The sequence below is a fragment of the Streptomyces sp. H27-H5 genome (genome assembly GCF_026627505.1).
Taxonomy (GTDB): domain Bacteria; phylum Actinomycetota; class Actinomycetes; order Streptomycetales; family Streptomycetaceae; genus Streptomyces.
Map to the genome: position 1 here is coordinate 15,932 of NZ_JAPNLK010000032.1, position 20,359 is coordinate 36,290.

7 protein-coding genes are annotated in these 20,359 nt (G+C 74.1%); 6 read left to right on the forward strand and 1 reads right to left on the reverse strand.

Annotation, left to right across the window (positions count from 1 at the left end; translation table 11 throughout):
* The first annotated feature begins 10 nt into the window (after window positions 1-10).
* Window positions 11-7,396: an amino acid adenylation domain-containing protein gene (locus OTB19_RS17720; protein ID WP_267799237.1), complete on the forward strand. Its 7,386-nt coding sequence runs from the start codon at window positions 11-13 to the stop codon at window positions 7,394-7,396.
* 155 nt (window positions 7,397-7,551) lie between these two features.
* On the opposite strand, the gene OTB19_RS17725 is transcribed toward OTB19_RS17720, so the two are convergent.
* Window positions 7,552-8,358, reverse strand: coding sequence for a thioesterase II family protein (locus OTB19_RS17725; protein WP_267799238.1), 807 nt, complete (start codon window positions 8,356-8,358; stop codon window positions 7,552-7,554).
* Window positions 8,359-8,630: 272 nt separating this feature from the next.
* Here OTB19_RS17725 and asnB point away from each other — a divergent pair, with 272 nt between their 5' ends.
* Genes asnB through OTB19_RS17750 form a run of 5 tightly spaced genes read left to right on the forward strand, consistent with a single transcriptional unit; the run spans window position 8,631 to window position 20,334 of the window.
* Window positions 8,631-10,514, forward strand: coding sequence for an asparagine synthase (glutamine-hydrolyzing) (asnB, locus tag OTB19_RS17730; protein WP_267799239.1), 1,884 nt, complete (start codon window positions 8,631-8,633; stop codon window positions 10,512-10,514).
* The gene (locus tag OTB19_RS17735; RefSeq protein WP_267799240.1) at window positions 10,511-11,269 is read left to right on the forward strand and encodes an aspartate/glutamate racemase family protein; all 759 of its coding nucleotides are present in this window, start codon (window positions 10,511-10,513) and stop codon (window positions 11,267-11,269) included. The genes asnB and OTB19_RS17735 overlap by 4 nt, the downstream gene beginning before the upstream one ends.
* The gene (locus tag OTB19_RS17740; RefSeq protein ID WP_267799241.1) at window positions 11,266-13,041 is read left to right on the forward strand and encodes a non-ribosomal peptide synthetase; all 1,776 of its coding nucleotides are present in this window, start codon (window positions 11,266-11,268) and stop codon (window positions 13,039-13,041) included. The genes OTB19_RS17735 and OTB19_RS17740 overlap by 4 nt, the downstream gene beginning before the upstream one ends.
* Window positions 13,038-19,538 (forward strand): non-ribosomal peptide synthetase, encoded by a 6,501-nt coding sequence (locus OTB19_RS17745; RefSeq protein WP_267799242.1) that lies wholly within the window; start codon window positions 13,038-13,040, stop codon window positions 19,536-19,538. The genes OTB19_RS17740 and OTB19_RS17745 overlap by 4 nt, the downstream gene beginning before the upstream one ends.
* A gap of 58 nt (window positions 19,539-19,596) precedes the next feature.
* Window positions 19,597-20,334 carry an aspartyl/asparaginyl beta-hydroxylase domain-containing protein gene (locus OTB19_RS17750; RefSeq protein ID WP_267799243.1) on the forward strand — a complete coding sequence of 246 codons (738 nt, stop codon included), beginning with the start codon at window positions 19,597-19,599 and terminating at the stop codon, window positions 20,332-20,334.
* Window positions 20,335-20,359 lie beyond the last annotated feature (25 nt).

Consider the following 20,359-nt stretch of genomic DNA (forward strand, 5'->3'; position numbering starts at 1 on the left):
AGGAAGACACGTGCAGGGTGAAGCCGACCGGTCGACGGGGATTCCGCTGTCGTACGCACAGTTGGCCCTCTGGTTCAACGACCGGCTGCAGGACGGCGACGCGTCGTACCACATGCCGGTGGCCATGCGGCTCACCGGAAGCGTCGACGTCGACGCCCTCCGGGCGGCGCTGGACGATGTGATCGGACGTCATGCCGCGCTGCGCACGGTCTTCCCCGAGCGGGACGGAAACCCGTACCAGCACGTGTTGGACCCGGCGGAGGTGCCGACGCCGCTCACCGTGGCCGAGGCCGGCGAGGAGGAGCTGCCGGAGTTGATCGCCGCCGCCTGCCGGGTCCTCTTCGACCTGACGGCGGACCCGCTGCTGCGCCTGCACGTCTTCGTGCTCGGTCCCCGGGAGCACGTGGTGCTGATGGTGCAGCACCACATCGCCGGTGACGGCTGGTCCATGGCTCCGCTGGCCCGTGACCTGAGCGCCGCGTATCTCGCCCGGAGCCGGGGCAGGGAGCCGATCTGGGCCCCGCTCCAGGCGAGTTACGCCGACTACGCGCTCGAACAGCGCACCTCGCTCGGCGACCTGGAGGACCCCGACAGCGGGATCAGCGGCCGGCTCGGCTACTGGAGCAAGGCCCTGGACGGCATACCGGACTGCCTCGAACTGCCCACCGACCGTCCCCGGCCGGCGGTGAAGACCTTCGAGGGCGACTACTTCCCCTGGGAGATCCCCGCCGGGCTGCACCGTGAGCTGCTGGCGCTGACGCGCACGTGTCGGGTGAGCCTGTTCATGCTGGTCCAGGCCGCGCTCGCCACGGTGCTGACCCGTTCCGGCTCCGGGACGGACATCCCGATCGCGAGTCCCACCGCCGGGCGGATGGACGAGCGCTACGACGACGTCGTCGGGTACTTCGTGAACCCGCTCGTGCTGCGCGTGGACACCTCGGGCGATCCGACCTTCCGGGAGCTGCTCAAGCGGGTCCGGCGGGTCGACCTCCAGGGCTTCTCCCACCAGGAGATGCCCATCGAGCGGTTGATCACCGCGCTCAACCCGCCGCGTTCGCTGGGCTGGCATCCCCTGTTCCAGGTGATGCTCGCCTTCCAGAACCTGCCCAAGGCCGAACTCGTCTTCCCCGGCGTGGACATCGAGTTCGTGGAGGCCGACCCGGGCGGCGCCCGCTTCGACCTGTCGTTCAACGTCATGGAACGCCGCGACGACGACGGCGGCCCGGCCGGGCTGACCTGTTTCGTCGAGTACAGCAGCGACCTCTTCGACCTGGCCGGCGCAGAGGCCCTGATGAGCCGGCTCACCCTGCTGCTGGAGGCGGTCGTCGCCGACCCCGATCAGCGGATCGGCTCCATCGACCTGTTGACCGCCGAGGACCGGGCGGCCCTGTCCGCCGCCTGGAACGGACCCGCGCTCCCCACCGGCGCGGGGGCTCCCCCGGACATCACCTTCCACCGTGCCTTCGAGGAACGCGCGGCGGCCGACCCCGACCGGATCGCGGTGGTCGCCGGCGCGACCCGGCTGACCTTCGCCGAGGTCAACGCGCGGGCGAACCGGCTGGCCCGGGAACTCGTGCGGCGCGGCGCCGGCCCCGAGCGGTACGTGGTGCTCATGGCGGCCCGGGACGCCGATCTCCTCGTGAGCCTCCTCGCCATCCTGAAGTCCGGGGCCGCCTACGTGCCCGTCGCCGCGGACACTCCGGGGGAACGGCTCGCGGGGATCCTCGACACCGTCCGCCCCGTGTGCGTGCTCGTGTCCCGGACCGCCGTCGAGGCACCGTTCGACCATCCGGCGGCCTGCGTGATCGACGACCCGCGGGTGTCGGCCGCGGTCGCCGCGCACCCGTCGCACGACCTGACGGACGCCGACCGCACCGGGCCCACGGGCCCCGGCGACGCCGCGTACGTCATCCACACCTCGGGCTCGACCGGCACCCCCAAGGGCGTCGTCGTCGAGCACCGGTCCCTGACCAACCTGATGCGGCACCACCGGGCCCGTCTGGTGCGCCCGGGAACCCGGGACGGCCTGGACGTCGCCCTGGTGGCCTCCCTGACCTTCGACACCTCGTGGGAGCCGCTGTTCTGGATGCTGGAGGGCCACCGGCTGCACCTGCTCTCCGACGACGTCCGGCTCGACCCGAAGGCGCTGGTGGCGTACGTACGGCGCGAGCGGGTGGCCTTCCTGGACCTCACCCCCACCTACGTGGCGCCGCTGATCGCCGCCGGCCTGCTGGACGAGGAGACGCACCGGCCCGAGGTGCTGATGCTCGGCGGCGAGGCCTTGGGCTCGGACCTGTGGACCCGGCTCACGGCCGTGCCGGGCCTGGCCGTGCACAACTACTACGGGCCGACGGAGACCACCGTCGACGCCCTGGCCTGCGCGCTGGGCGACAGCGCCACCCCGGCCATCGGCCGGCCCATCGACGGCGTGCGCGCCTACGTGCTGGACGAGTCGCTGCGACCGGCCCCCGTCGGCGTCCGCGGTGAGCTGTACCTCGCCGGGGTGCAGGTGGCCCGCGGCTACCTCGGCCGTGCCGCGCTCACCGCGGAGCGGTTCGTGGCCGACCCGTACGGTCCGCCCGGTTCGCGGATGTACCGGACCGGGGACCTCGCGCGGTTGCGTCGCGACGGTCAGGTCGAGTACCTCGGTCGGGCGGACGAGCAGGTGAAGATCCGCGGCTTCCGGATCGAACCGGGCGAGATCGAGGCGGTCCTGGAGCAGTACCCGGGCATCGTCCAGGCCGCCGTCGTCGTCCGGGGCGACTCCCCCGACGACCGCTTCCTGGCCGGCTACCTCGCGCTCGCTCCGGGCGCCGACCCCGACCCGGCGGAGCTGCGCGCGCACCTCGCGCGGCGACTGCCCGCGTACATGATTCCCTCGGCGTACTCCCACCTCGACGCGCTGCCGCTCACCAGCAGCGGCAAGCTGGACCGCGCGGCGCTGCCCGAACCGGAGGTACGGATCTCCGATGGCCCGGGGCGCGCGCCCGAGGGCCCCGCGGAGACCGCCCTGTGCGCGCTGTTCGCCGAGGTGCTGCGGATGCCCGAGGTCGGGCCCGACCAGGACTTCTTCACCCTGGGCGGCCACTCGCTGCTCGCGATGCGGCTGATCAGTCGCATCCGCACCGTGACCGGGGCCGACCTCACGGTCCGGTCCGTGTTCGAGGCCCGTACCCCGGCCGGCCTGGCCCGGCTCGTGGGGGCCGACGGGGCGGGGGGCGGCGAGCGCCGCCGTCCCGCGCTGCTGCCGGCGGAGCGCCCCGACCGGATCCCCCTGTCGTACGCGCAGCGCAGGCTCTGGTTCCTCCAGCGCCTGGACCGGGAGAGTCCGGCCTACCACGTCCCGCTCCCGCTGCGGCTCGACGGGCCGCTCGACATCGGGGCGCTGGCGGCCGCCCTCGGCGACGTCGTCGAACGGCACGAGTCGTTGCGCACGGTCTTCCCGGACAACGGCGGTGCGCCCCGGCAGCTGGTCCTCGACCCGCGCCGGCTGCCGGCGCTGCTCGACGTGCTGCCGCTGGACCCGGACGACGCCGACGGTGCCGCGCTGGACGCGGTGCTCGCGGCCGCCGCCTCGGAGCCCTTCGACCTGGCCCACCGACCGCCCGTCCGGGCGCGGGTGTTCAGGATCGCTCCCGAGCGGCACGTGCTGTTGTTGACGATCCATCACATCGCGTGTGACGCCTGGTCCCTGGGGCCGCTCGCCCGCGATCTGGGCGCCGCGTACCGGGCCCGGCTGGCCGGCGGGGAGCCCGATCGCGGCGCGCCGCTCGCGGTGCAGTACGCCGACTACACCCTCTGGCAGCACGCCCTGCTCGGGGACGACCAGGATCCGCGCTCCCTGGCCGCCGAGCAGTGGGCCCACTGGAGCGAGGCCCTGCGGGGGCTGCCGGAGGAGATCGCGCTGCCGGTGGACCGGCGTCGTACCGCCGCGACGGGGCACGCGGGCGGGGTCGTGCCGCTGCGGGTCGACGCCTCGGTGCACCGCGCCCTGGTGGAGCTCGCGGGCGGTGAGGGCGCCAGTCTCTTCATGGCCGTCCAGGCGGGCCTCGCGGGCCTGTTGACCCGGCTGGGCGCCGGTACCGACATTCCGCTGGGCACGCCGGTGGCCGGGCGGCTCGACGAGGGGGTGGGCGAACTCGTCGGCTTCTTCGTCAACACCCTGGTCCTGCGCACCCGCACCGAGGGCAATCCGACGTTCCGGGAGTTGCTGCGGCGGGTGCGGGAGACCGACCTCGCCGCGTACGCGCACCAGGACCTGCCCTTCGAACGTCTGGTGGACCTCGTCAACCCGGCGCGCTCGCCCGGCCGTCACCCGCTGTTCCAGGTCGCCCTGGTGATGAACCAGGCCGTGGAGACGTCCCTCGACATTCCCGGCGTCTCGACGCGGGGCATGCAAGTGGGGCTCGCCCCGGCCAAGTTCGACCTGACGTTCACGCTGGGCGCGGAGTCGGCGACGGACGGCGCGGCGGGCGCGTTGGTCGGTTCCGTCGAGTACCGGGCCGACCTCTTCGACGAATCCACCGCGGCCGCTCTCGCCGACCGGCTGGCCCGACTGCTCACCGCCGTCGCGTCCGACCCGGACCTGCCGCTGAGCCGGGTCGGGCTGCTCGCCGACGACGAGCGGACCCGGATCCTGGAGGAGTGGAACGACACCCGGCGGGACCTGCCGCCGACCACCCTCGCCGAAGCGGTCGCCGAGCAGATCGCCCGGACGCCCGAGGCCACCGCCGTGGTCTTCGAGGGCGCCGCGGTGAGCTACGCCGAACTGGACGGCCGGGTGGAGGTGCTCGCCCGGCGGCTGACGGCCGCCGGGGTCGGCCCCGGGAGCCGGGTCGCGGTGGCGTTGCCGCGCTCGGTCGAACTGGTCGCCGCCCTGTGCGCCGTCCACCGGGCGGGCGGCGCGCACGTGCCGCTGGATCCGGACTACCCGGCGGAGCGGCTGGCGTTCATGCTGGCCGACGCCCGGCCGGCCGCGCTCGTCGCGGCGGGGCGGACCGCCGACGCCCTGGGGGTGCCCGAGGGCCTCACCGTGGTGGACCCGTGGGCCGGGGCGACGGACGAACCGGCCGGCGAGGGGTCCGCCGTTCTCGAACCGGTCGGCCCCTCCCCGTCCGATCCCGCGTACGTGATCTACACCTCCGGCTCCACCGGGCGTCCCAAGGGGGTCGTCGTCCCGCACGAGGGCGTCGCCAACCGGCTGCGCTGGGGGCAGGAGGAGTACCGACTGACGGCCGCCGACCGGGTGTTGCAGAAGACCCCGTCCAGTTTCGACGTGTCGGTCTGGGAGTTCTTCTGGCCGCTGACCACGGGTGCCACGCTGGTCGTCGCCAAGCCCGAGGGGCACCGTGATCCCGCCTACCTGTCCCGGTTGATCCGCGAGGAGCGGATCACCGTGGCGCAGTTTGTCCCCTCCATGCTGGACGTCTTCCTCCAGGATCCCGACGCCGGGCGTTGCCGGTCGCTGCGCCTGGTCGTCGCCAGTGGCGAGGCGCTGGGTTCGGCGACCGCGCGCCGGTTCCGCGAGGTGCTGCCCGACGTGCTGCTGGTGGACCTGTACGGCCCGACCGAGGCATCGATCGAGGTGACCGCGTGGGCCTGCGGCCCGGACGACGATCCGACCAGGCCCGTGCCGATCGGGCGGCCGGTGTGGAACACCCGGGTCTACGTCCTGGACGCCGAACTCCAGCCGGTGCCGCCGGGCGTCACCGGTGACCTCTACCTGGCGGGCGTGCAGTTGGCCCGCGGCTATCTGGACCGGCCCGCGTTGACCGCCGAGCGGTTCGTCGCGGACCCGCACGGCGCCCCCGGCACCCGCATGTACCGCACCGGTGACCTCGCGCGGATGCGGGCCGACGGTGTCGTCGAGTATCAGGGCCGGGTCGACGGGCAGGTCAAGGTCCGGGGCTTCCGCATCGAGTTGGGGGAGATCGAGGCCGTGCTCCGCGAGCACCCGGCGGTCGGCTCCTGCGCCGTGGTCGTACGCGAGGACCCGCGCGCCGCGTCCCGCATCGTCGCCTACCTCGTGCCCGCCCAGGGCGGCGCGGCGCCGGGCGCCGAGGAGCTGCGCACGCATCTGCGGGGCCGGCTGCCCGAGCACATGGTGCCGACGGCGTACGTGCCCCTGGACGCGATCCCGGTGACGGCCAACGGCAAGCTGGACCGGGCCGCGCTGCCCGATCCGGCGGCGGTCGTCGGGGACTCGGCCGACCAGGAGCCGCGGACCCCGCTGGAGAAGACCCTCACCACGCTCTTCGCCGATCTGCTCGACGTGCCCGTGGTCCGGCCGGACGACGACTTCTTCCTGCTGGGTGGGCACTCGTTGCTGATGGTGCGGCTGGCCGAGGGGATCCGGGCCGAGCTGGGCGTGGACCTGCCGATCCGGGCCCTCTTCGACTGCCCCACCCCCCGGTTGATCGCCGAGAGGCTGTCGGGGACGGCCGGCGTGGCCTCCGGTCCCGTGCCCCCCGCGCCCGCGGCGATCGACCCGGTGACGGCGCCGGCCGGCCCGCTGCCGGCCGCCGCGCCGGTGGCCGCCCCCGAGGGGGCGCTCCCCGCGTGGGAGCCGCTGCTGGCGCTGCGGGCGCAGGGCTCGCGGCCCCCGCTGTTCTGCGTGCATCCGGTGGTGGGCGATGGGTTCGGGTACGCGGGATTGCTGCGCGGCCTCGGCCCCGATCAGCCCGTGTACGCGTTGCAGGGCATCGGCCCGGCGGGCGGAGGGGAACGTCCGGCCGACATGGGCGCGCTCGCGGCCGAGTACGCGCGGCGCATCCGCGAGGTGCGGCCCCACGGCCCGTACCGGCTGCTGGGATGGTCGTTCGGCGGCGTGCTCGCGCACGAGATCGCGGTCCAGCTCAAGGAGAGCGGCGAGACGGTCGACCTGGTGGCGCTGATGGACAGTACGGCCCCCACGGCGGCCGACGTGCGGCAGGGAACGGTCACCGAGGGCGAGGTCCTGCTCCGGCTCCTCGACGCGGTGCGCGCTCCCCGGGAGCGCATGGAGGCGGCCGCCGACGGGAGGTGGACACCGGACGCGGAGGAGTTGCTCGGGTTGCTCGCGCCCGCCTTGGGCGCGTCGGCGCCGCGTGACGCGGCCCAGTTGGCGGTGATGCTGGACACCTGCCGCTACCACGGCGAGCTGATGGCCCGCTGGTTCCCGAGGGTGCTCGACGGCGGGCTGATGACGTTCACCGCCACCGCCGAGTTCGCCTACGACGGCCCCGGGGCGGGTGCGGGGCAGTCCGTGGCGGGTCCGCAGAGCTGGGTGAACCACGTCGTGGGACGCATCGAGGACCATCCGATCGACGCCCGGCACCTGGAGCTGGCCGATCCCGGCCCGATCGACGAGATCGGGCGGATCCTCGCCGCCGCGCTGGAGCGGAGGGAGGGCCGATGAGCACGACATCGGGCACGGTGTTCGCCCCGGGGCAGGGGCGGTGCGCGGCGGTCCGCGAGGGCTTCCGGCCCGCGGACCGGCCGTCCGGGTCCCTGGAACGGGTCCGGACGGCCGGTGGCCGGAACACGACCGCGTCTTCCCGCGGTGGACGACGGTCAGCCGTGGCCCGGGGCGTCCTGGTCGGCGGCCTCGGCGGCCAGTTCGGCCATCACCTCGGCGCGGTGCGTGTGCAGGAAGAAGTGGTCTCCGGGCAGGATGCGGTGGCGGAAGCGGGCGGCCGTCGTCGAGCGCCAGCCGCTGATCCACTCCGGGCCGGCGAGCTTGTCGTCCGCACCGCCGAGCGCCACGACCGGGCAGGGCAGGACGGTGGGGCGCACCCGCGTCGTGTAGTCGGCGAGCAGCGTCAGGTCGGCGCGGATCACCGGCAGGAGCAGGTCCACCAGGTCCTGATGCTCCAACACCTCGGCCGGGGTGCCGCCGAGTTCGACGATGCCCTTCATCAGCCGGTCGTCGCTCAGGTCGTGGAGCGTCGCCACGGCCGGCGCGCCCGGGGGCCTGCCGCCGGAGACGATCACGGAGACCGGCAGGGGCAGTTCCTCGGCGGCGAGTCGGCGGGCCGTCTCGTAGGCGATCTGCGAACCCATGCTGTGGCCGAAGAGCATGAACCGCTCGTCCGCCGGCCGGTGGGCGAGCACGTCGAGGAGTCCTTCGACCACCTGGTCCATGGAGCGCAGCGGCTCTTCGGCGAGTCGGGTGCCGCGGCCGGGCAGCTCCACCGGAACGAACCGTAGGCCCGGCTGGTGTTGACCACGCGCCCAGGGCAGGTAGGAGCCGGCCGAGCCTCCCGCGTGCGGCAGACAGTAGACGCGGACCGGTCCGGCGGCGCCGTCCGGATCGGGCGCGGAATCCCATGGCGTCCATCGGCTCCGGTCGGACCTGGGGGCGTTCAGATGGCCGATCACGGCGCACCGTCCTTCATGTTCGGGGTGATGTCGACAGGCTTGACGGCCTGTCTGCCGAGCTTATTGCGGGATGGGTTGGCAAGCCAGTGAGTGCGTTCTCACAATGTGCAAAGAAGATGCCTGGCGGTCTTGCGGAAGGATGGTGTCCCCCTGGTAGCGTGCGGGTCGGGGAATAAGGTTTCATGAACTCTCTTCATGAACCTGGCTCAACTGGCAAAACAGCTTGACCTGCCGTTTTGTTGACTGGGCAGGTGCGAACGGGGACGATCTAAGTGTGTGGAATCGCGGGTATATTTTGCCTGGATCGGGCGAAAGCAGCCAGCGGGCAAATCGTTGGCGACATGGCCGCCTGCCTGACCCACCGCGGTCCGGATGACTCCGGATTTCACGTCCGTGAAGGAATTGCGCTCGGCTTTCGCAGACTGGCGCTGAACGACCTCGAACGAGGAAATCAACCACATTCCTCGGAAGACGGAAACATCGTTTCCGTCTGCAATGGCGAAATCTACAATCACCGCGCCCTGCGCTCCGTGCTGCACGCCCGCGGGCACCGCTTCCGCTCCGCCTGCGACACCGAGGTCCTCGTCCACCTGTACCGCGAGTACGGGGACGACCTGACCGCCCACCTCGACGGGCAGTTCGCCTTCGCCCTCCACGACGCGGTCGACGGGCGGCTGTTGCTGGCGCGCGACCACGCCGGCATCGTGCCGCTCTTCTACACGGTCGTGGACGGCCTCCTTGTCTTCGGCTCGGAGATCAAGGCGATTCTGCGCCATCCCGCTGTGCGCCCCGAGGTGGATCTGCGCGGCCTGGACCAGGTGATGACCCTGCCGGGCCTGGTCAGCCCGCGGACGATGTTCGAGGGGATCCACGCCCTGCGCCCCGGCGAACGGCTCGTCGCCGACTCCGCCGGCGTGCGCATCGAACGGTACTGGGACCTGGACTTCCCGCAGGCCGGCGATCTGGAGCCCGTCCCGGCCGAAGCCCTCGACCGGCGCCTGGACGAATCCGCGCGGCACCTGGAGACGCTGCTGGAGGAATCGGTCGGCACCCGGCTGGCGGCCGACGTGCCGGTCGGGCTGTACCTGAGCGGCGGCCTGGACTCCAGCCTCATCGGCGCCTTCGCGGCCGCCGCGCGTCCCGGGCACCGTTGGCCCAGCTACTCCGCGGTCTTCCCCGACCACGACTTCGACGAGAGCCCGCACCAGCGGCTCGTCGCCGGCCGGCTGGGCACCGATCACCACGAGGTGCCGATCCGACACACGGATCTGGCCCGGCGGTTCACCGCCATGGTCCGGCACAGCGAGACACCGGTCCGCGAGTCCTACAACGTCAGCTCCATGCTCCTCTCGGCGGCCGTGCGGGACGACGGCACGGTCGCCGTGCTCACCGGTGAGGGCGCCGACGAGCTCTTCGGTGGCTATCCCGGCTACCGCTTCGACGCCGCGGGCCTCGGCGGCAGTCGTCTCAGCGGCCTGGACGCCCAGTTGGAGCGGGAGATCCGGCACCGGATGTGGGGGCTCGACATCGGGTACGAGCAGGACCATTTGCCCGCCCACGAGTTCCGCCGCGACCTGTACGCCGACGACCTCGCCGACGCCTTCGACGGGTTCTCCGTCACGACGCAACGCCTCGTCGAACCGGACATGTTGAGGGGCCGTCACCCGCTGCACCAGCGTTCGTACCTGGACTTCCACCTGCGGCTCGCCGATCACCTGCTGGGCGACCACGGCGACCGGATGTCGCTGGCGAACAGCGTCGAGCTGCGGTTCCCGTTCCTGGGTCGCGCCGTGGTCGACCAGGCCACCGCGCTGCCGCCCGAGCTGCTGGTCGCCCACGGCCGGGAGAAGGCCGTCCTGCGCCGGGTGGCCCGGGGGCGTGTTCCGGACGAGGTCCTGGCGCGGCCCAAGTTCGGCTTCCGCGGCCAGACCAGCAGCCACCTCCTCGACGGTGAGGCCGACTGGTTCGAGGAGCTGCTGTCACCGGCGGTCGTCCGCAAGCAGGGGTACTTCAACCCGGACACGGTCGCCGCGCTCGTACGCCGACAGCGCGACCAGAGCCGTCAGGTGCACGCGCACCTCGACACCGACTACCTGATGCTCGTCGCGACGTTCGCGCTTTTCGTCGAGGAGTTCGATCTGCCGTGTCTCGGATGACCCGCTCCACCTCCGACGACGGGGGTGGCTGTCCGCCCTCCCCCGCTCCGGACATCCCCTCCCATCCGCTCGTCGGCGTCGTCGGCGGCATGGGGCCGTTGGCCTCCACGGAACTGCTGCGGACCGTCTACCGGTCCTGCGTCGGGCAGGCCGAACAGGACACGCCCCGGATCCTGCTCTGGTCCGACCCTGCCGTGGTCGACCGCACCGAGGCGATCGGCCGGGGCGAACTGGGAACGCTGCTGCGATCCGTGGAGACGGCGGTGCGCGGACTGGTCTCCGCCGGGGCGGAACGCGTGGTCATCGCCTGCGTGACGGCCCATCACGTACTGGACCACCTGCCGCCCGAACTCGCCAAGCGGTGCATCTCGTTGGTCGAGATCATCCACGAGGAACTGGCCCGCGCGGACGAGCCGCACCTGCTGCTCTGCACCCGCGGGACCGCCCAGGCGGGCATCCTCACCTCCGGCCCGCGCGCGGCCGAATCGGCGCACCGTCTGGTGCTGCTGGATCCGGACGACCAGGAGGCCCTCCACCGTGAGGTGTACCGGATCAAGCGCGGCGACGACCCTGCGGCGACGGTGGACTTCCTGCGCGCCACCCTGTCGCGCTACGGCGTGAACGCGTACGTCGCCGCGTGCACCGAACTCCACCTGGTCACCCGGGCGATCGAGGAGTCCGGCCGAGCGGACGACTTCCCTGCCATCGACCCCCTGTCGGTCGTGGCGCGACGGATCACGAACGGAGAGCTGTGAGCCACACGAAGATCCTGGACCGCTGGGCCGGACAGGTGGAGGGCGACGGCCGGGCCCCGGCGGTCACCACCCCCGACCGCGTCTGGAGCCGTCGGGAACTCGCCGAGTTCGCGTCCGGTCTGCGGGCCGTCCTCGCGGCCGGCGACGGGCCGCGCCGCGGCCCTGTGCTGGTGGCCTGCGCCGACCCCGTGGCCGTCATGGCGACCATCCTGGCCTGCGTCGCCGCGGGCAGGGCGTTCGCCCCGGTGGACGTGCGCCAGCCCGCCGCCCGCTGGACGGCGATCCTGGAGGACCTGGGACCCGACCACGTCGTCTGCGACGCCGCGGGGCGCGCCGCGCTCGAAGGCTGCGACACGGGCGGGGCCGTACGGATCGACGCCGAGACGGTCGACGCCGAGGCGCGGTCCGCGCGGGCGTGGCACGTCGACGACTGGCGCGCGCTCGACGTCCCCGACGGCGGGTACGTCTACTTCACCTCGGGCACCACCGGCCGTCCCAAGGGCATCCGGGGCAGCCTGACCGCCGTCGCCCACTTCCTGGACTGGGAGGCCGGGGAGCTGCGGGTCGGCCCCGGCACCCGGGTCTCCCTCCTCACCTCGCCCGGCTTCGACGCGTTCCTGCGCGACGCGCTGCTCCCGCTGTGCGCGGGCGGGACCGTCGAGGTGGCCGGATCCGGCGGGGTGCCGGTCGGCGCCGCGCTCGCCGCGTGGTTGGAGGAGCGCGCCGTCGAGGTGCTGCACTGCGTGCCGACCGTCTTCCGTACGCTGCGCTCCGCCGGCCTCACCGCGGGCTCGCTGCCCGGGCTGCGGGCCGTGCTGCTGGCCGGCGAGCCGGTGCGGGCCGCGGACGTCGCCTGGTGGCACGGGCTGTTCGGCGACGCCAAGGAGCTCGTCAACCTGTACGGGCCGTCCGAGACGACCATGACCAAGGTGTTCCACCGGCTGACCGCCGAGGACGCCGTCGCCGAGACCGTGCCGGTGGGCCGCCCCATGCCGGGTGTGGAGATCCGCGTACTGCTCGGCGGGAAGCCCGTCACGGGTGCGATCGGCGAGGTGGAACTGCGTACCCCGTTCCCGCTCGGCGGGTACCTCGACGGTTCCGCCGGCGGGTTCCGCGACGGCGACCGCTTCCGTACGGGCGACCTGGGCAGACTGCGCGAGGACGGCGTCCTGGAGGTGCTCGGGCGGCGGGACCAGCAGGTGAAGGTCAACGGCGTGCGCATCGAGCTCGGCGAGGTCGAGGACGTGCTCCGTCGTCACCCGGGGGTGCAGGACGCCTGCGCGGCCGCCGTGGAGGAGCCGGGCGCCGAGGCCGTGCTGTGCGCGTACGTCGTCGCCGACGGGGTGACGGACGAGGAGCTGCGCGCCCACACCGCCGCCGGTCTGGCCCCCGGAAGCCGGCCCTCGGTGTACGTACGGCTCGCCTCGGTGCCCCGCACCCTCAACGGCAAGACCGACCGCCGGGCCCTCCCGCTGCCTTCCGCCGCCTACGCCGGCGACGCCGGACAGGCTCCCCTGGACGGCCTGGAGAGCGAGATCGCGGCCATCTGGAGCGAGCTGCTGCACCTTCCGGGGATCGGCCGCGACGACGACTTCACCCTGCTCGGCGGCGACTCGCTGGCGATCGCCCGGTTGCTGGACCGGCTGCGCAGCCGCTTCGCCGTGGACGTCCCCGTCGGCGCCTTCGTGAGGCGGCCCACCGTCGCCGGCCTCGCCGCCGTGATCACCGACGGCCGTGACGGACACCCCGGCGCGGCAAGGAGCACCCGATGAGCCCCGCCGCGCCCCTGCCCTCGCGCCCGGACCGGCGTACGGCCCCGCTCTCGTACGCCCAGCGGGCCATCTGGCGGGCCGAGCAGGTGCTGCCGGGCACCGCGCTGCACAACGAGACGGCGGCGTTCCGGCTGACCGGGCCGGTGGACGCCGACGCGCTGGAGCGTGCCCTGGCCGAACTCGCCACCCGTCACGAGGTGATGCGCTGCGCCGTCGTCACCGACGAGGACGGCGCGCCGGTACAGCGGTTCGAGGACCGCACGCGTCCGGCCGTGGAGCGGGTCGATCTGACCGGGCACCCGCGGGAGGATCGTGAGCGGCTCCTCGTCGAGCTCGTCGCCGGCGCGGCCTCGGTTCCGTTCGACCTGTCGGGGCGTCCGCCGTTGATGCGCACCCACCTCTTCCGGTTGGCCGAGCGGGAACACCTGTTGTTGTTCACCGCCCACCACATCGTGGTGGACGCCTGGGCGTTCGGGGTCTTCCTGGAGGAACTGGCTGACCGGTACGCGGTGGAGACGAGCGGCCCGGCCTCCCTCGCGGAGGAACTGCCCCGGTCCGCCGTGGACTTCGGCGACTACGCGGCCTGGCAGCGCACCGACCCGGACGCGGGTCGCGGCCTGGAGCACTGGCGCGACCGGCTCGGGGACGACCCGGAGCCGGTGCGCCTGCCGTCGGACGGGCGGCGCGTCGGCGCCGCCGACGAGCCGCCGGGCACGGCGCGGGTGGCGGGCGCGCTGCACGGGTTCACCCTCCCCGCAGGGCTCGTCGCACGGCTCTCGGCGCTCGGCCGGGCCGAACTCACCAGTGTCTCGGCCGTCGTCCTCACGGCGTACTGCGTCGTCGTCCAGCGGTACGCGGGGCAGGACGACCTCGTCGTCGGCATGCCCGTGGCCACCCGCAACCGGCCCGCGCTCGGCGGCATGATCGGCCCGCTGCTCAACGTGATGGCGCACCGGGTGGACCTGAGCGGGACGCCGACCTTCCGGGAGGCGCTGCATCGCACCCGGCAGGCGCTCAAGGCGGACCTCAGGCACCGGGACACCCCCTTCGACCTGGTGGTCGAGGATCTCGGCCCCGGGACGGGCGCCGGTCGTACGCCGCTGTTCCAGCTGATGTACGCCTTCCACAGCGGCCCCACCACGACCCTGCGGCTGCCGGGTGTCGAGACCGCGCCGGCGCCGTCGCACAGCGGCACCGCCAAGTACGACCTGTCGCTGTTCCTGCGGCCCCGGCCGTCCGGCGACCTGGACGCCTCGCTGGAGTACCGCACGGCGCTGCTCGCCCCGGAGACCGTCGCCGGGTTCGCCGACGCGCTGTCGTGCCTGCTGGCCGCCGCCGCGGACGACCCGGGCCGGCCGATCGTCGACCTGCCGGTCACCACGCCGGACGAGACCCGCAGGATCGTGCGGGACTTCAACACGAGCGACCCGTCGTCGCCTGCCTGGGGCGCCGTCCCCGAGGCGCTGCGCGTCCTCGCCCTGCGCGACGGGGACGCTCCCGCGGTCGGCTCCGCCGACGGGACCCTCACCCGGGCCGACGTGGCCGGCGCCGCCGACCGGGTGGCGGCCGCGCTCGCCGGCCGGTGCGGGGTACGAGCGGGCGACCGGGTGGCCCTGCGGGTCCGGCGCGACGCCGGACTGATCCCGCTGATCGTCGGGGTGTGGCGGGCCGGCGCCGTGCTGGTGCCGCTCGACGCGGCGATGCCCGACGAGCGGGCGGCGCACGTGCTGAAGGACAGCGGCGCGCGGCTGCTGGTCGCCGACGAAGCGCTCGGCGCCGGCCTCGCGGACGCCGCCGGGGAGGGGACGCCCCTCCTCGACCCGCGGGAGCTGTCGGACGGCCCGGCGCCCGCCGCCGGGGACGTGCCGTTTCCCGACGGTCCGGCGCCCGAGGCCCTCGCGTACCTGATGTACACCTCGGGTTCCACCGGGACGCCCAAGGGTGTGGCGGTGCCGCACGGCTGTGTGGCGAACCTCCTGCACAGCGTGGTGCGGGAGCCGGGCATCGAGGAGCGCGACGTGCTCGTCGCCGTCACCTCGCTCACCTTCGACATCAGTGTCCTGGAACTGTTCGCCCCGCTCGTCGCGGGCGCCCGGGTGGTGATCGCGCCGCGCGAGACGGTCCGCGACGCGGAGGCCCTGGGGACGCTGTTGGAGAAGTCCGGGGCCACGCTGATGCAGGCCACGCCGTCGCTGTGGCGGGGTCTGTTGGACGGCGGCTGGCCGGGCCTGGGCGGCCTTCGGGCTTTCAGCGGCGGCGAGGCCCTCGACGAGGTACTGGCCGGGCGGCTCCTGGAGCGCTGCGCCGAGGTGTGGAACCTGTACGGGCCCACCGAGACGACGATCTGGTCCACCGCCGGGCGCGTCCTGCCGGGCGAACCGGTGACCGTGGGGCGTCCCGTCGCCCGCACCGTCTGCCACGTCCTGGACGCGGCCGGTCGGCCCGTGCCCGTCGGGGCCGTCGGCGAGCTGGTCGTCGGCGGGGCGGGCGTGACGGCCGGCTACTGGAACCGGCCCGAGCTGACCTCGACCGTCTTCGTGCCGGACCCGGTCACCGAGACCGGCGGGACCGTCTACCGCACCGGTGACCTGGCCCGGTACCTGCCGGACGGCCGGCTGGTCGTGCTGGGGCGGGTGGACCAGCAGGTCAAGATCCTCGGCCATCGCATCGAACCGGGCGAGGTCGAAGCCCTGTTGGGTTCCCACGAGGACGTACGGCAGGTCGCCGTGGTCATCGATCGCGCGGGGGCCTCGGGCCCGCGCCTGGTCGCGTTCGTCGTCCCGGCGCGGACCGGCGGGGTGTCGACCGAGGCGCTGCGCCGGCACCTGCGCGAGCGGCTGCCCGCGGCGGCCGTCCCGGCCGTGTTCGACGCGGTCGCCGAACTGCCGTTGAACACCAGCGGCAAGATCGACCGGCCCGCGTTGACCCGCGCGGCGCGCACCCTGCGGTCCGGCACGGGGCGGACCGCCCCGGTCACCGCCGTCGAGCGCTCCGTCGTACGGCACTGGGCGGCGGTGCTGGGGCTCGCCCCGGACACGGTCGGAACCGACGACGACTTCCTCGCGGCGGGCGGCAACTCGATCGCCGCCGGTCGGCTGATCGGGCTGGTGCGCGCGGAGTTCGGGCAGGCCCCGTCGTTGGCCGCCTTCTACGCGGACCCGACCCCGGCGACCCTGGCCCGCTCGGCCGCCGGTGCGCCCGCCGGTCGGGACGCCGAGCCGGTGCCCGGTCTCGCCGCCGTGCCTCCGCGCGGGCCCGGCGATCCGGTGCCGCTCACCGACCAGCAGCGGCAGCTGTGGCTGGCCCAACGGCTCGCCCCCGCCTCGGCGGCCTACAACCTGGCGGGCGCGGTCCGTCTGGACGGCGACGTCGACGCGGACGCCCTGGCGGCCGCGCTGCGCGACCTGGTGACCCGTCACCAGGTCCTGGCGGCCCGTGTCGGCTGGGAGGACGAGGGGCCCATCCTGGTGCCGCTGCCCGCGGACGCGGTACGGCTCGCCGTCGTCGATCTGCCGGACTCCCCCGGCGAGGGCACCGGGGACACCGAGGACGCGTGGGAGGCGTTCGCCGCCGCGGAGGCGGCCCGCCCGTTCGACCTGGCGGTGGGACCGCTGCTGCGCCTCACCCTCGTACGGGGGGAGGGGCGCGCGGGACTGCTGTGCACGGCCCACCACATCGCGGTGGACGGCTGGTCCGTTTCCGTTGCCGTGCGCGAACTGGCCGCCCTGTACGGCGTGCACGCCGCCGGTGCCGCGCGACTGCGGCAGCCCGAAGCCGAGTTCATCGGCTACGCCGGTGCGGCCGACGCCCCCGAGGGTCGTGCCGTGCGGGCCGGGCACCTGGCGTACTGGTGCGAGCGCCTCGCCGGGCACCCCGGGGTGCTCGCCCTGCCCACCGATCCGCAGGCCCTCGCCGACGGCGCCCGCGGGGCCGGCCGCACGCTGCCCGTGGAGCTGTCCCCGGACGTCACCGCGCGGCTGCGCCGGACGGCCGCCCGGCTGCGGGTGACGCCGTTCACCGTGCTGCTCACCGTGTTCGGCTCCCTGCTGGGCCGTTACGCGGCGACCGACGACGTCGTCGTCGCCGTACCCGTCGCCAACCGCGAGGCGCCCGGGCAGGAGGGTCTGGTCGGCAACCTGGTCAACACCCTGCCGGTACGGGTGGACCTCTCCGGTACGCCCGGCTTCGCCGAGCTCGCCTCCCGCACCGGTCGGCTGCTCGCCGCGGACCTGGACCGGCCGCTGGTCCCCTTCGACCGGCTCGTTGCCGAACTGGGCCTGGCGGGCGACCCGGGGCGGCCGGCGCTCGCCCAGGTCTCGCTGGTGTGGCAGGACGCGGCGCCCGACCTGGTCCGGCTGGGCGACGTCACCGGTGAGCTGCGGCCGGTGCGCACCGCGACCGCGAAGTACGACCTCACGCTCGCCCTGGACGAGCACGCCGACCGGATCGACGGGGTGCTGGAGTACGCCGTCTCCCGTTTCGGCGAGGAGTCGGCGGCCCGCTTCGTCCGCCGGCTGGAGACCCTCCTGTACGCGGCGCTCGACGACCCCGACGCCGACCTGGACGATGTCGACCTGGGACGGGGCGAGACCCCCTCGCCCCACCCCGCGGCGGAACCGGGCGCGTACCGCGCCGCCCACGGCGTGCCGGTGCACGAGCTGTTCCGGGCCGTGGCGGCCGAGCACCCCGACGCGCCGGCCGTGCGGTGTGCCGGGGTGGAGGTCACCTACGCGGAACTGGACCGCTGGAGCGACGACATCGCGGTCCGGCTGTCGGCGCGCGGCGCCGGCCCCGGCCGCTTCGTGTCGGTGCTGCTGCCCACCGGGCCCGCGCAGACCGCGGCCGTCCTCGGCGTGGCCAAGACCGGTGCGGCGTTCGCGGTCCTCGACGGGGTCGGCCCCGAGCTGCGGCTGCGCGCCGTGCTTGCCGACGCGGACCCCGTCGCGCTGCTGGCCACCGAGGCTTCCCTGGCGGCGTACCCCGCGCTGTGGGACCGGGAGGCGGTGCGGTTCGGCGGTGTCCCGGTGGAGTGGTGCGACGCGGTGGCGCCGGCCGGCGATCGCCCGGCGGCCCCCCGGCCGACGGCGCCGGCGACGACCGGTGACGACGCGCTGTGCCTGGTGTACACGTCCGGTTCGACCGGTACGCCCAAGGGCATCGTGCTGCCGCACGCGACGCTCGCCCAGTTCGCGGACTGGCAGGGGGCCCGCTTCTCGGTGCGGCCCGGGAGTCGTGTCGCGCAGTGGGCGCCGTTCACCTACGACGCCGCCTACACGGAGGTGTTCGCGGCCCTGTGCCACGGTGCGACGCTGTGCGTGCCGCCCGACGGCACCCGCCACGACCCGGTCGCGCTGGCCGGGTGGCTGCGCGCCGAGCGGATCACGCAGATCCAGACGGTGCCCGGTTTCCTCACCGTGCTGACCGAGGCCCTGGACCGTGCCGGCGAGGGACTGCCGGACCTGGAGCACCTGCTGCTCGCGGGAGAGGCGCTGCCCCCGTCCCTGGCCGCCGCCTGGGCGCAGCGGCCCGACCGGCCGGCCCTGCACAACCTGTACGGGCCGACCGAGTGCGTGCTGGCCACGCACCGGGAGCTGAAGCCCGGCGAGGCGTTCCCGGACTCGGTGCCGATCGGCGTGCCGATCCCGGGTCGGGAGGCCCTGGTCCTGGACCACCGGGGCCGGCCCTGCCCGGTCGGTGTCGTGGGCGAGATCCACCTGCGCAGCGACCTGCTGGCCGGCTCGTACCGCAACAGGCCCGAGGAGAGCGCCAAGGCGTACGTGCCCGACCCGTGGCGGCCCGGCGGGACGCTGTACCGCACCGGAGACCTGGGCCGCTTCCTGCCGGACGGCGAACTCGCCTTCACCGGCCGCACCGGAAGCCTCGTGAAGATCCGCGGGAACCGGGTGGAACTGGAGGAGATCGAGGCGCTGTTGGAGTCCCACCCGGCCGTACGGGAGGCCGCCGCGGCCCTCCACGACCGGGCGGGCACGCCGCGTCTGGTCGGGTACGCCGTGGCGGCGGACGGGGTGAGCGCCGCCGATCTGCGGGCCCACCTCGCCGACCGGCTGCCGGCCGCGGTGGTCCCGGAGACGGTGGTGCTGCTGGACGCGCTGCCCCGGACCCGCACCAACAAGCGCGACCGTGCCCGGCTCCCGGTACCGGCGGAGACGGTGGTCCGTGCCGGCGAGCCGCCGCTGGCCGGCGCCGAGCAGGTGGTCGCCGACGCGTGGCGGCGGGTGCTCGGCGGTGACTCCTTCGGACGGCACACCAACTTCTTCGAGGCGGGCGGCGATTCGCTGCTCGCCGCCCGCCTCCAACTGGAACTGGGCGCACGCCTCGGCCGGGAGATCCGCCTGGTCGACGTGTTCGCCCGACCCACCGTCGCCGGGTTCGTCGCCGGACTGCGCGAGGAAGCGGGCGCCGCGGCGGCCGGCTCCGACGAGGCCGCCTCGCGCGGCGAGCGGCGCCGGGCCGCCCTGCGGTCCCGCCGCCGGTGAAACGCCTGCCCGAGTGACACGCGTACCCAACAGAGCAGAAGACGAGAGAGGTCGAGACATGGACGTCGCTGACGTGATGGCGGAGCTGCGCAACGCGGTCGGTTCCCGTGGGCTGGAGCGCGTCGAGGAGTGCCTGCGCATCCTCGTGGGCGAGCAGGCCCCGGAGTACCTGCACGAGGACCAGGAGCCGACCCGGCTGTTCTTCCCCGGCATCAGCGCCCTGCCGTGGCACGACGCCGCGGCCCAGCCCTGGACGGCGGGGATGGAGGACGCGTACGACGCGATCAAGGAGGAGTTCCTGGCGCTCCGTTCGGAGCAGGCCCGGTTCGCGCCGTACGAGGACATGTACACGAAGGAACTCGGCTGGCAGGGCTGGGACACCTACCAGCTCTACCGCAACGGCACCTGGCGGGACGAGGTCCTCGAACGCTGTCCCGAGACCGTCAAGGCCGTGGAGTCGACCCCTCACGGGCCGCGCGACGGCATGTTCACCATCCTCAACCCGGGCGTCCACATCACCCCGCACACGGGCGGGGTCAACCTGCTGCTCACCGCCCACCTCCCACTGATCGTCCCGGACGGCTGTGTGATCACTGTCGGCGACGACGAGCGGGGCTGGGAGGAGGGCAAGGTCATCCTCTTCGACGACAGCTTCATCCACGAGGCGGAGAACCGCGGCATGCAGCAGCGCGCGGTCCTGCTCTGGGACGTGTGGCACCCGGAGCTCACCGAGGCCGAGGTGCGGGCGCTGGAGTTCCTCATGCCCCGGTTCCAGAGCTACCTGATGGCGGTCTGACACCGGCCGATCCCGACCGTCCCAC

Excerpts from the sequence above, each read along its gene's own strand:
- OTB19_RS17735 (WP_267799240.1), top strand. The coding sequence starts at position 10,511 with ATGACCCGCTCCACCTCCGACGACGGGGGTGGCTGTCCGCCCTCCCCC.
- OTB19_RS17745 (WP_267799242.1), top strand. The coding sequence starts at position 13,038 with ATGAGCCCCGCCGCGCCCCTGCCCTCGCGCCCGGACCGGCGTACGGCC.
- OTB19_RS17750 (WP_267799243.1), top strand. The coding sequence starts at position 19,597 with ATGGACGTCGCTGACGTGATGGCGGAGCTGCGCAACGCGGTCGGTTCC.